Here is an 11,689-nt window from a genome sequence, read left to right as displayed (position 1 = left end):
TCTCTATATCTCCAGGGAGGGGCGGAACATCGGGCGCTTCTCGCCCGCCTCGACCGGCACGGCCAGGCGGTTCTGCGCGGGCGGGAGCGGGCAGTTGTAGTGCTCCGAGAAGCCGCACGGCGGCACGAACGCCCGGTTGAAGTCCAGGGTGACGGTCTCCTGGCCCGGCTCGCGGTCGACGAAGAGGAACCGCCCCGAGCCGTAGGTCTCGGTCCGGTTCGTCGGGTCGCCGAAGACCAGCAGCAGCCGGCCGTCATCGTCGAACGCGCTCAGCGTGTAGTCCTGTCCCGCGAGCGTCAGGTGAAGATCGCCCGGCACCGGCAGGTCCCGGGTGAACCCGACGTCCTGCGCGTGTGCGAAGGGGATCCGGCGCTCGCCGGGCACGTCACGGTAGCGGGCCGTCAGGACCCACTTCTCGTCGTACGGGTAGACGTCGATGTCCTCGAAGTCCCGGATCGCCGGGGACGCCGCGTCCCAGAGCCGGATCCCGTGCTGTTCGGCGCCGGTGTGCGGGTCCGTGCGCCGCAGCGTGCTGCTGGTCACGGTCTCCGGCTGCCCCACGAGAGCGGCCTGCGCGTCGTCGGTGCCCCACCGGGTCTCGATCAGTGCGAGGTTTCCGGTCGGCGCGGTGACGGCACGGCGGCGCGCCTCCCGCCAGCGGGCATGCTCGTCCGTCATGGTCGGTCCTTAACTTGATCTTGATGATCGCCGGACCAACCCTACTCTTTCGATAGGATTACACGCCATGGTCACCCTGGTCACACTCAGGTGCGGTACGCCGCCACCGTGGCCTGCAACTCGGACGCGGTGCGGGCCAGATCCGCCGCCGTCCGCTGGGTCTCGCCGGCGCCCGCGGTGACCTGCTGCGCCGCGTGCGCCACCCCGGCGATGGTGCCCGCGATCGCCGCCGAACCCTCCGCGGTCCGCCCCACGCTGCGGGCGATCTCCGCCGTCGTCGCGGTCTGCTCCTCCACCGCCGCGGCGATCGTGGTCGCGTAGTCGTTGATCGTCGCGATCACCGTGGCGATCTCCCCGATCGCCGCCACCGCGCCGTCGGTCTCGGTCTGGATCGCCCCGACCTGCGAGGTGATCTCCTGGGTGGCCCGCGCGGTCTCCTGCGCCAGGTCCTTGACCTCGGCGGCGACCACCGCGAACCCCTTGCCCATCTCCCCCGCCCGGGCCGCCTCGATCGTCGCGTTCAAGGCCAGCAGATTGGTCTGCTCGGCGATGCTGGTGATCAACGCGACCACCGTGCTGATCTGCGCGGACGCCTCCCCGAGCCGGGCCACGCTGCTGTTGGTGCTCTCCGCCGTGCGGGCCGCCTCGGCCGCCACCGACGCCGCCTCGTTGGCACTGTCGGCGATCTCCCGGATCGACACGCCCATCTGGTCCGCGCCCGCCGACACCGCCTGCACACCCTCGGACACCTGGTCGGCCGACTGGGACACCACGCCGACCTGACCGGCGGTCTCCTCGGCCGACTTCGACAGTTCCCCGGAGACCGCGGACAACTCCTCCGACGCCGAGGCCAGCACGTCCGCGCTGACGTGCACCCGGCTCACCATGCCGGCCATCGCCTCGGCGGTGTCGTTGAGCGCGCCGGCCATCCGGGCCACCTCGTCGCGGCCGTCCACGTCGGCGCGGGCCGTCAGGTCACCGTCGCGGATCCGGTCCAGCACCGCGACACACCGCGACAACGGCCGGACGATCATCCGGCTGGCCAGCACCGCCAGGACCACACCGACCACCGCACTGACGACCAGCATGCCCAGCACCAGCCACACCGTGGACCGGTACCGGCTCTGCGCGGCCTCCTCCTGCTCCGCGGTGACCTGCACGGTCATCTCGGCGAGCGCGGTCAGCTGGGTGCGCACCTCGGTCATCAGCGGCGCGATCTGGTCGGCCCGTACCGCGCTGATCCGGGTCGCGCTTCCGGTGCCGGCCAGCGGCAACAGGCTGCTCTCCAGGACCTTCAGATAGTCGGACCAGGCGGTCCGGAACGCGGCCAGGGTGCCGGCTGCCTCGCTGGTCAGCGGGTAGGCCGCGTACCTGTCGGCGTACTCCTGGACCTGGCCCTCGGCGGTGCTGACCGCCTCGGTCGCGGTGGTGCGGGCGTCCGTGGTGGAGGCCAGCAGGTCGTCGCCGACGGCCAGCCAGACCCGGTTCACCGAGGCCCGCAGGTTGCCGATCGTCTCCAGCTCCAGGCTGTGCTGATAGCCGGCCTTCACCTGGTCGTTGATGGTGCCGAGGCTGCTCATCGCGAACAGCCCGTCCCCCACGCTGAGCACGGCGACCACCAGCACCACAAGGATGATCTTCGTACCGACGCGACGGTCGGTCAGCAGACGGAACCGGGCCATCGGCCCAGCCTCGCATCCTCACCCCACCGGACTCAGCTCAACCGGAGAAACCAGGCCCGTGCACGCGTCCATCACCGCCGGCAGCACCGCGGAGGCGGCGACCACGTAGCCGTCGGCGGACGGGTGGAAGCCGTCCGGGCTGAGCATCCGCTGCGGCCAGGCCGAGAACGCCGGGCTCAGCGCGGTGAACAGGTCGACGTACACGCCGCCGGCCGCCCGCACGTGCGCGGCCTGGGCCTGCGACAGCCGCCGGCTCAGGCCGGCCATCAGCCAGGTCAGCGGCCGGGTGACCAGCGGCGGCACGCTCAGGTCCGGGCAGCCGCCGACCACCACCCGGGCGCCCGCAGCCCGCAGCCGCCGGACGTGCTCGCCGAGCTCCCGGCCGGTCCGGCCGGGCGGGGACAGGTTGGTGATGTCGTTGCCACCGACGAACAGCAGGACCAGGTGCGGGCGCAGCGCGACGGCCCGGTCCACCTGCGGGGTCAGGTCCGGCGTGCGGGCACCCATCACGGCCAGGCACTCCAGGTCGACCCGGCAGCCGAGACGCCGGGCCAGCCGTCCGGCGATCAGGCCGGCCGGGGTCTCCCGGGGCCGGGACGCGCCGTAGCCCGCGGCGAACGAGTCGCCCACCACGGCGACGGTGATCCGGGACGGGTTCCGGCGATTGCCGCGGATCAGGTGCCCGCGCGGTGGTGGGCTCTGCGGGACCGGGATGACGTGACGGATCCAGGCCATCTGACTGATATTGATCGCCATCGTGACCACCGGGAGGAGAACGGCGGTCACGAGAGCGGCGAGTCCGACGTACAGCAAGCGTGCTCCGGGGCTCTGCGCTGCCAGCAGTGATCGATGATCATGCTAACAGCGGGCCTCAACCCCGGTGTCCCACACGCTCTCTCTGCGGGGCGTCGGCCTCCTCGGTGGTACGCGGCAGAGCACGGCGCCGTGGCCAGGCGGGCGGAACCAGCAGCACCGGGCACGCCGTACGCCCGGAGCCCGCCGCGCCGGTGTGGTAGAGCACCTCCACCACCCAGCCCTTGTGCCCCATGCCGGCCACCACGAGACGGGCCCGCTGGGCGGCACGGTCCACCGTGTACGGCACGTCGACCGCCCCGATCAGCAGCCGCCGGGACGGCACCTGCGACCAGGCCGACGACCACGGCGCCACCGCACCGGCCAGCCGTTCGTCGGCCGCGGCCCGGCCCCGCCCGCTCTCCGGGTCGTCCCACAGATGCACCGCCACCAGCGCCGACCCGGCCCGCGCCGCGGCGGCGAACCCGCAGCCCACGGTCACGCTGGGCACCCCGGACGCGGCGACCACCACCGGACCGCGGCGCGGCGTCGTCCCCCGGTGCACCATCAGCGGGCAGGCACTGTGGTGTGCCAGGTACGCCGCCGTCGGGCCCCAGCCGTGCCCGGCGTCCGCGCGGTGCCCGACCACCAGCAGCCCGGCCCGGGTGGAGGCGGCCAGCAGCGCCTCCGGCGGGCTCTCGTCGGTGAGCTCGGCCCGCACCTCCAGGTCCGGCACCGCGTTCCGGGCCCGGATGACCGCGAGTTCCAGCAGGTGGTGCCCCTGCGCGCGGTCCGGCACACCCGGTCGGCGCCGGTGGGACGGCCCGTACCGGCCCGGCCAGGCGTGCACCACCACCAGCGGCACCCCACGGCTCGCCGCCTCGGCGGCGGCGACGTCCACCACCCGCAGCCCGGTCGGCATACCGTCGACGCCGACCACCACGGGCAGGTCCTTCTCGATCGTCACGGCGCTGTCCATGACCGGACGTTATGCCGGGCGGTGACTGTTCCGGCACAGCCGGTTGGCATCGGTTGGCGGCCGATGGTCCCGCCCGGCCACGCGCGGCGGACCGGCCCGCCCCGGGACCTTCGGCAGGGCGGACCGGCCCGCTCGGGACCTTCGGCAGGGCGGACCGGCCCGCGCCGGGACCTTCGGAACCGGCGGCTCCGGTTTTCCCCGCTCCGGGGCCGGACGCGTTTACGGTGAGGCGATGACCCGCACCTCGTGGCAGGAACTCCCCCGCTGGCAGCGCACCACGATCCTGGTGGTGGCGCCGGTCGAGCTGGCACTCACCGTCTACGCCGCGGTCGACCTGACGCGCCGCCATCCGTCCAACATCCGCGGCCACAAGGCGGTGTGGTGGCCGTTGCTCCTGGTCCAGCCTCTGGGCCCGGTCGCCTACCTGCTCCGCGGCCGCCGCCGGCCGTGACGGCCGCACCGGGCACACGGGTGGAACAGCCGTGTCCCAGCTCACCCTCCCCGGTGTCACACGCCGGGCGGGCGCCTCGTCCTGATGGCACCAGCCACGGGAACGAGTGAGGGAGCAGGTCATGAGAGTCGCGGTCGCCGGTGGTACGGGACTGACGGGACGACTGGTCGTCGAGGCGGTCGAGGCACGCGGGCACGAGGCGGTCGTCCTCTCCCGGTCCCGGGGCGTCGACCTGGTCCAGGGCACCGGCCTGGACGCCGCGCTCGCGGGTGCCGAGGCGGTCGTCGACGTCAGCAACGTGACCACGATGAGCAAGTCGGTGTCGGTGGAGTTCTTCGACCGGGCCGGGCGGGCCCTGACCGGCGCCGCCGCCCGCGCCGGGGTGAGCCACCTGCTGACGTTGTCGATCGTCGGCGTCGACCGGGTGCCGAACCCGTACTACGCGGGCAAACTGCGCCAGGAGGCCCTCGTCGGGGCCGGCACGGTGCCGTGGACGATCCTGCGGGCGACCCAGTTCCACGAGTTCGCCGGGCAGATCCTGAGCCGCCTCCCCGGACCGGTGGCGCTCGTCCCCACCGTGCGGGTGCAGCCGATCGCGGTCGCCGAGGTGGCCGGCGCCCTCGCCGACATGGTGCTGCAGACACCGCAGGGGATGGCGCCCGAGCTGGCCGGGCCACGGGAGGAGTCGCTGGTCGACATGGCCCGGCAGCTCGTCGCCGCGGGTGGCGCCCGCCGCCGCCCGGTGCTGCCGCTGCCCGTCCCCGGGCCGATGAGCAACGGCGGCCTGCTGCCTACCGGCCCGGGGCCTCGAGGCGAGCAGACGTTCCGCGAGTGGCTGACGACCCTCTGATCAGACCCGGACGAAGGCCTGGATCAGCCGCGCGGACCGGTTGTCCTGGTGCTGCATCAGGCGCCGGAGCAGCTCGGCGGTGTCCCGCGGCCAGTCCGCTCCGGGCCGCAGCAGCCGGCTCGGCGGCACCGCGTCCTCCCCCAGCGCCAGGGTCGCCGAGCCGGTCGCCGCACTGCGGTAGTCGAGACCGGACTCCACCAGGTCGCGGACGCCGTCGTACTGCTCCACCCCGCCGTGCACGAGGTGCGGGTAGGCCTCGGCGACCTGGTACGCGGCGAGCAGACCGACCAGGAGGTCGTCGGTGCGCGCCCGCCCGCCCCGCCGCCCGGCGATGGCGTCCGCCTCCGCCCGCGCCCACAGCACCGGCGCCGCCGCGTAGTCGATCCGGGTCCGGGCCCGCGCCGGCACCGGCGTGACCGCCCGGCCGGCCCGGTTTCGGGCCAGCACCGCCACCGCCCGGTCGCGCAGGCCGTTCCCCCGGTAGCGGCTCCGGCCGATCAGCACGTCCCGCGCGGCCCGCAACTCCGGCGCCACCCGGTCCGCGGGCCGCACGAGCTGCCCGCCGCGTGCCGCGCGCCGCACCCGCGCCACCTCGGCGCCACACGCGCGGAGCATGGCCGCCGCGTGGGCCTTCTCGTCGTCCAGGAGCGCCACGAGCAGATTCTCCGGGGTACGCGCCGGAGCCGGCCGCTGCATGAACCGGGCCAGCGCCGTGTTCGCCCCCGGCGTCAGGGCGCTACCGGCGACGGCGACCCGCATGTCCACCACTTCGACGCCGTCCGGTCCGGTCCAGCGGCCCCCGCGCCCGCTGAGCAGGAACTCGACGACCGGCCGGGTCAGGTCGACGTCGTCGAGCACCGCCCGGGCGCCGGAGTCGACGCCGGCCAGCCCGGCCAGCAGATGTTCGGTGCCGATGGTGCCCGCCCCGAGCGTACGGGCGACGGCCAGGACCCGGCCGGTACGCCGGTCGGCGGAGAAATCAACGGTCATGAACTGAAGGTAGGCGCGCATGTCGACCTCGCGCCTCGGCCCGGGGACAGAACCGGCCTCTACCCTTCGGTGGATACCGCCCTCGCCGGAGCGCCCCCACGCGGGCCCCGCGGCCGGCGACCCCGGTGCCGGCGGGATGCGTGGACGACACGTGTCACGGGCAGGATGCGTGCACGACGACGGGAGGTGCGATGGCTGTCGAGCTACGGCCGTACCGGGTGTGCGTACCCGACGAGGATCTGGTCCTGCTCCGTGACCGGCTGGAACGGACCCGGTGGCCCGAACCCGCGCCCGTGCCCGGATGGGCGCAGGGCGTGCCGCTGGAGACCGTGCGTGAGCTGTGCCGCCACTGGGCCACCGGCTACGACTGGCGGGCGGCCGAGGCGCGGCTCAACGCGGTCCCGCAGTACCTGGTGACGATCGACGGGCTGACGGTCCACGTGCTGCACGCGCGGTCGGCGTCGCCCGGCGCGTTTCCGTTGGTGATCACGCACGGCTGGCCCGGTTCGGTGCTCGAGCTGGCCGGTCTGGTCGCGCCGCTGACCGCCCGCGGCTTCGACGTGGTGCTGCCCTCGCTGCCGGGTTACGGGTTCAGCGGCAAGCCCACCGAGCCGGGCTGGGGCGTCGAGCGGATCGCGGACGCGTGGGCCCGGCTGATGGTCGACGGCCTGGGCTACCGGCGGTACGGCGCGGCGGGCAGCGACTGGGGCACGAGCGTGTCGAGTGTGCTGGCGGCCCGCGATCCGGAGCACGTGGCCGGTGTCCACCTGGTCCCGCCGCTCGCCGGTCCCGCCCTGAGCGATCTCGGTGAGCCGACCGTCCGGGAGCGGGAGGCGCTGGAGCGGATGCGCGAGCGCGGGCAGTCGTCGTCGGCCTATTCCGAGGTGCACCGGACCGCGCCGCAGACCCTCGGATACTCCCTGGTGGACTCGCCGGCCGGGCTGTGCGCGTGGATCGCCGAAAAGATGATCAGCTGGAGTGACGGCGGGCTGACCCGGGACCAGATCCTGGACCAGGTCGCGCTGTACTGGTTGACCGGCACGGGGGCGTCGTCGGCGCGGCTCTACGCGGAGAGCATCGCGAAGGTCGCCGGGTGGATCGACGGTGCCGCCGACGACCCGGTGCGGGTGCCGGTGGGCGGGTCGATCTTCGCCGCCGAGTTGCCCCGACCGTCGCGCCGGTGGGCCGCCCGGCGTTACCCGGACATCCGTTACTGGGCCGAGCACGACCGCGGCGGTCACTTCCCGGCGCTGGAGGCACCGGATCTGCTGGTGGAGGATCTGGTCGCGTTCTTCTCCGGGATCCGCTGACGGGCCGCCGCACGGGCCGCCACGACGACGGCCCGGGCGATCGGGGGTCAGGCGATCGTGACAGCGGTCCAGGAGACCGGGGGCAGTTCGACGGTGAGCACGCCGCCGTCGAGCGTCGCGGTGTCGTTGGTGCGCAGAGCGACGCGCTGGGTGTCCTTCAGGTCGTTGACGGCGTAGACGTCCTCGTCCCAGATGCTGCGGGCGGTGACCGTGCCGGCCGTGGCGAACGCCGTGACGTCGACGGTCAGCGTGGTCGTCTCGGTGAGGTGCCGGTTCTGCAGGAACACCGTGGTGGTCGCGCCGTCGGTGGTCGCCGCGGCCGCCACCACCGGGACCTCACCGAAACGCTCGGTGGTCACGGTGTCGGCGTCCAGGGCCACCCGCAGCGCGTCGCCGCGGGCCGCCGCCGACGTCACCGCGAACGGGAAGAACGTGGTCTGCCGCCAGGCCGGGCCGCCCGGTTCGGTCATGATCGGGCCGATCACGTTGACCAGCTGCGCCAGGCTGGCCGAGGTGACCCGGTCCGCGTGGTTGAGCAGGCTGATCAGCAGACCGCCGAAGGTCACCGCGTCCGCGACCGAGTAGATGTCCTCGAGCAGGCGCGGGGCGACCGGCCACTCGTCGAGGGTGAACTCCGCCTCCCGCTCCTTCCACTTGGTCAGGTACCAGACGTTCCACTCGTCGAACGAGATCATGATCTTCTTGTCGGAGCGCTTGAGGGCCCGGACGTGGTCGGCGGTCGCCACCACCGACTCGATGAACGCGTCCATGTCCACGCCGGAGGCCAGGAAGCTCGCCAGGTCGCCGTCGTGCTCCTGGTAGTAGGCGTGGCAGGAGATGTAGTCCACGTCTTCGTACGTGTGCTCCAGCACGACGCGTTCCCACTCGCCGAAGGTGGGCATGTCCCGGGCCGACGACCCGCAGACCACCAGCTCCAGGTCCCGGTCGATCTGCCGCATCGCCTTCGCGGTCCGGGAGGCGAGCTTGCCGTAGTCCTCGGCGTTGCGGTGGCCGAGCTGCCACGGGCCGTCCATCTCGTTGCCCAGGCACCACATCTTCACACCGAACGGTTCGGCCCGGCCGTTGGCGGTGCGCTGCTCGGTGCGGGCGGTGCCCTCCGGGATGTTCGCGTACTCCACCAGGGCCATGGCCGCCTCGGTGCCCCGGGTGCCCAGGTTGACCGCGAGCATCATGTCCGAGCCGACCTGCTCCAGCCAGCTGTGGAACTCGTGCAGGCCCACCTCGTTGGTCTCGGTCGAGTGCCAGGCCAGTTCGAGACGGCGCGGGCGCTCGGCGACCGGCCCGACACCGTCCTCCCAGTTGTACCCGGAGACGAAGTTGCCGCCCGGGTAGCGGATCGTCGAGACGCCCAGCTCGCGGACCAGGTCGATCACGTCACGGCGGAACCCGTCCGGCCCGGCGCTGGGGTGGGCGGGCTCGTGGATCCCGTCGTACACGTGACGGCCGAGGTGTTCGACGAAACCGCCGAACAGCCTCCGGTGGACCGGTCCGACCCGGAAGGCGGGGTCGAGGACGAGGCGGGCGCGAGCCATGGGAACTCCTCAGGACGATGAAGACATGTTGATCATGCCAGGCGGGTACGGAAACGAATCCCGATCACCAGGTCCGGATGTCGCCGGCGGCCAGGTCGATCTCCCGCGGGGGTACGCCCGGCGCCAGGACCCGGAGACGGACAGCGGCCGTGGCGGCCAGGCGGATCCCGGTGACCCGGCCGTCCACCCAGCTCAGGTCCACGGTCAGGCCGTCGCGGGCCCGCAGGCCACGGACGCTGCCGGCCGGCCACGGGCAGGCCGGGAGCAGCCGCAGCCGCCGGAAGCCGTCCGGGTCCCGGCCGTGCGACTGCATCAGCGCCTCGGCGACCCCGGCGGTGAACCCGAAGTTGCCGTCGATCTGGAACGGCGGGTGCGCGCACAGCAGGCCGCGGTAGACACCGCCACGGTGCTCGTCGCCGCGGAACTCGTCACCGGCCGGCCGCAGGAACATCCGGGTCGTCGCGGCCACCCGCTCGGCGTCGTGCAGGCGGGCCCCGAGGGCGATCCGCCAGGCCAGTGACCAGCCGGTCGACTCCGGTCCGCGGGCGTCGAGGGTGCGGCGGGCGGCGTCCGCGAGCGCCGGCGTGACGTCCGGGTCGATCGACGACCCGGGGAACAGCCCGACCAGGTGGCTCTGATGGCGGTGCAGGGGTTCGGCGTCGGGCAGGTCGGTGAGCCACTCCCGGATCCGGCCGTCGGCACCGACCTGCTCCGCCGGCAGCCGCCGCAGCGCCCCGTCGATGCGGTCCCCCAGCGAACCGGCGGCCAGGTCGTCGCCGGCCACCGGGGCGAGACGGCGGGCGGCGGCGAGCAGGTCACGGATCAGGACACGGTCGGCGGTGGCGGAGACCGAGACCGCGGCGGGACGCCCGTCACCGGCCAGGTAGGTGTTCTCCGGGCTGGTCGACGGCGCGGTGCCCAGCGAACCGTCCGGCAGGTCGGCGAGCAGGTCGAGGGCGAACCGGACCGCGCCGGTCAGCACCGGCCAGTCGGCGCGCAGGCGGTCGCGGTCGAGGGTGGTGTCGTAGTGGTCCACCAGGTGGCGGGCCAGCCAGACACCGCCGAGCGGCCAGAACGACCAGGACGGGTTGTCGGTGCCACGGCCGGTCGGGCCGGTGAAGCCCCAGGCGTCCACGTTGTGGTGCGCCACCCAGCCGTCGGCGGCGTACAGGCGGCGGGCGGTCCGCGCACCGGGCACACTGATCCGCGCCAGCCAGGCGTGCAGCGGTTCGGTGCACTCGGGCAGGCCGGTGACCAGGGCCGGCCAGTAGTTCATCTGGGTGTTGATGTTGACGGTGTAGTTGCTGCTCCACGGCGGCCGGACCTGGTCGTTCCAGATGCCCTGCAGGTTCAGCGGGCGGGTGCCGGGCCGGGAACCGGCGATCATCAGGTAGCGGCCGAAGTGGAACGCCAGCGCCGCCAGGTCGTGGTCCGCCGGGTCCTCGGCCGCGATCCGGTCGTCGGTGGGCAGCGCGACGGGCGCGCCGAACTCCAGGTGCACCCGGTCGAACAGGGCCCGGTGGTCCCGGACGTGCCGGTCGAGCAGGGCGGCCGGGGGCTGCGCGGCGACCTCGCGGGCGGCGTCCGGTGGGAGCGGCGACGGTGACGTGGTGACGACGATCAGCAGGTCGGTGGCGCCGGCGACGATCAGGTCCGGTCCGTCCGGTCCGACCCGGCCGTCGGTGGTGACGGCGACCGCGACGCAGACCTCGAGAGCCTCGCCGGGGGCGTAACGGACGGCCTCGGCGTCGGGCAACGGCACGTACGACGGTTCGACGTGCGACGGTAGGCGTACCCCCGCGTGAAGATCTCCCGCCACGTGCCGGACCGTCAGGGTGGGGTGCGGCGAGGTGAGCCGGAGGCGAACCGTGACCGGGTCGCCGCTGCGCACCCGGCGGTGCACGACCAGCGCGTCGTCCGGCGCCGAGGCGAAGGTCTCCTGCCGCATCCGGCTCCCGGCGGCGGTCCACTCGTGGGCGGCGACCGCCCGGCCCAGATCAAGGGTCCGGACCACCGCCGGATCGCTGCCCGGCTGCTCCAGGATCAGGTCCACCAGGGGCTGGTACGACTGCGTGTAGCCCTGCTGGGCGCGGCGCACCTCGGCCTCGGCGGTCCGGACGTCGCCGGCCAGCGCCGCGGTGCGCGCCCGGCCGATCGCGGCCCGCGCCTCCCCGTCGTCGAGCAGCGGGTCACCGTCGGCGGTCGACGGCGAACCGGACCAGCAGGAGTCGTCGTTGATCTGCACCCGGTCGACGGCGGTGCCGCCGAAGCACATCGCACCGAGACGGCCGTTGCCCACCGGCAGGGCATCGGTCCAGCGTCGCGCGGGCCGCCGCAGCTCGATCAGCCAGTCACGCGTGTTCCCGATCATGAGACCACTTGCTACCAGGGGCTTTCGAAGGCC

Annotated in this window: 10 protein-coding genes; 3 read left to right on the top strand and 7 right to left on the bottom strand. The window is 73.7% G+C overall.

Features of this window, described 5'->3' with window-relative positions; all coding sequences use genetic code 11:
• Positions 1–3: 3 nt before the first annotated feature.
• From WH85_RS11375 to WH85_RS46900, 4 genes are all read right to left on the bottom strand, one after another.
• Positions 4–678 (bottom strand): DUF1684 domain-containing protein, encoded by a 675-nt coding sequence (locus WH85_RS11375; RefSeq protein WP_045741751.1) that lies wholly within the window; start codon positions 676–678, stop codon positions 4–6.
• Positions 679–764: 86 nt separating this feature from the next.
• Positions 765–2,360: a methyl-accepting chemotaxis protein gene (locus WH85_RS11370; RefSeq protein WP_045741750.1), complete on the bottom strand. Its 1,596-nt coding sequence runs from the start codon at positions 2,358–2,360 to the stop codon at positions 765–767.
• Positions 2,361–2,378: 18 nt separating this feature from the next.
• Positions 2,379–3,173 (bottom strand): SGNH/GDSL hydrolase family protein, encoded by a 795-nt coding sequence (locus WH85_RS11365; protein WP_052720322.1) that lies wholly within the window; start codon positions 3,171–3,173, stop codon positions 2,379–2,381.
• 58 nt (positions 3,174–3,231) lie between these two features.
• The gene (locus WH85_RS46900; protein ID WP_052720321.1) at positions 3,232–4,131 is read right to left on the bottom strand and encodes a universal stress protein; all 900 of its coding nucleotides are present in this window, start codon (positions 4,129–4,131) and stop codon (positions 3,232–3,234) included.
• Between the two features lie 232 nt (positions 4,132–4,363).
• Here WH85_RS46900 and WH85_RS11355 point away from each other — a divergent pair, with 232 nt between their 5' ends.
• Together WH85_RS11355 and WH85_RS11350 are read left to right on the top strand one after the other, a co-directional pair.
• The gene (locus tag WH85_RS11355; protein ID WP_045741749.1) at positions 4,364–4,582 is read left to right on the top strand and encodes a PLDc N-terminal domain-containing protein; all 219 of its coding nucleotides are present in this window, start codon (positions 4,364–4,366) and stop codon (positions 4,580–4,582) included.
• A 121-nt stretch (positions 4,583–4,703) separates the two neighbouring features.
• On the top strand, positions 4,704–5,432 hold the full coding sequence (locus WH85_RS11350; protein WP_045741748.1) for an SDR family oxidoreductase: 729 nt from the start codon (positions 4,704–4,706) through the stop codon (positions 5,430–5,432).
• Here the strand turns inward: WH85_RS11350 and WH85_RS11345 are convergent, their stop codons facing one another.
• Positions 5,433–6,422, bottom strand: a complete 990-nt coding sequence (locus tag WH85_RS11345; protein ID WP_169792433.1) for a Clp protease N-terminal domain-containing protein — start codon at positions 6,420–6,422, stop codon at positions 5,433–5,435. It lies immediately after the preceding gene.
• Positions 6,423–6,613: 191 nt separating this feature from the next.
• On the opposite strand from WH85_RS11345, the gene WH85_RS11340 reads away from it, so the two are divergent.
• Positions 6,614–7,732, top strand: a complete 1,119-nt coding sequence (locus tag WH85_RS11340; protein WP_045741746.1) for an epoxide hydrolase family protein — start codon at positions 6,614–6,616, stop codon at positions 7,730–7,732.
• A 47-nt stretch (positions 7,733–7,779) separates the two neighbouring features.
• On the opposite strand, the gene arfA is transcribed toward WH85_RS11340, so the two are convergent.
• The gene (gene arfA / locus WH85_RS11335) at positions 7,780–9,285 is read right to left on the bottom strand and encodes an arabinosylfuranosidase ArfA (protein ID WP_045741745.1); all 1,506 of its coding nucleotides are present in this window, start codon (positions 9,283–9,285) and stop codon (positions 7,780–7,782) included.
• A 64-nt stretch (positions 9,286–9,349) separates the two neighbouring features.
• Entirely contained in the window at positions 9,350–11,656 is a 2,307-nt protein-coding gene (locus WH85_RS11330) for a glycoside hydrolase family 95 protein (RefSeq protein ID WP_045741744.1), read from the bottom strand.
• Between the last annotated feature and the right edge of the window lie 33 nt (positions 11,657–11,689).

Origin of the sequence: Actinoplanes rectilineatus (assembly GCF_000962825.1) — a bacterium.
Classification (GTDB): domain Bacteria; phylum Actinomycetota; class Actinomycetes; order Mycobacteriales; family Micromonosporaceae; genus Actinoplanes; species Actinoplanes rectilineatus.
Note: the sequence above shows the minus strand (reverse complement) of the source record. Positions and strands in the feature narration are given on the sequence as shown.

Coding starts and splice junctions, on each gene's coding strand:
- WH85_RS11375 (WP_045741751.1), bottom strand. CDS start 678: ATGACGGACGAGCATGCCCGCTGGCGGGAGGCGCGCCGCCGTGCCGTC.
- WH85_RS11355 (WP_045741749.1), top strand. CDS start 4,364: ATGACCCGCACCTCGTGGCAGGAACTCCCCCGCTGGCAGCGCACCACG.
- WH85_RS46900 (WP_052720321.1), bottom strand. CDS start 4,131: ATGGACAGCGCCGTGACGATCGAGAAGGACCTGCCCGTGGTGGTCGGC.
- WH85_RS11330 (WP_045741744.1), bottom strand. CDS start 11,656: ATGATCGGGAACACGCGTGACTGGCTGATCGAGCTGCGGCGGCCCGCG.
- WH85_RS11345 (WP_169792433.1), bottom strand. CDS start 6,422: ATGACCGTTGATTTCTCCGCCGACCGGCGTACCGGCCGGGTCCTGGCC.
- WH85_RS11350 (WP_045741748.1), top strand. CDS start 4,704: ATGAGAGTCGCGGTCGCCGGTGGTACGGGACTGACGGGACGACTGGTC.
- arfA (WP_045741745.1), bottom strand. CDS start 9,285: ATGGCTCGCGCCCGCCTCGTCCTCGACCCCGCCTTCCGGGTCGGACCG.
- WH85_RS11370 (WP_045741750.1), bottom strand. CDS start 2,360: ATGGCCCGGTTCCGTCTGCTGACCGACCGTCGCGTCGGTACGAAGATC.
- WH85_RS11340 (WP_045741746.1), top strand. CDS start 6,614: ATGGCTGTCGAGCTACGGCCGTACCGGGTGTGCGTACCCGACGAGGAT.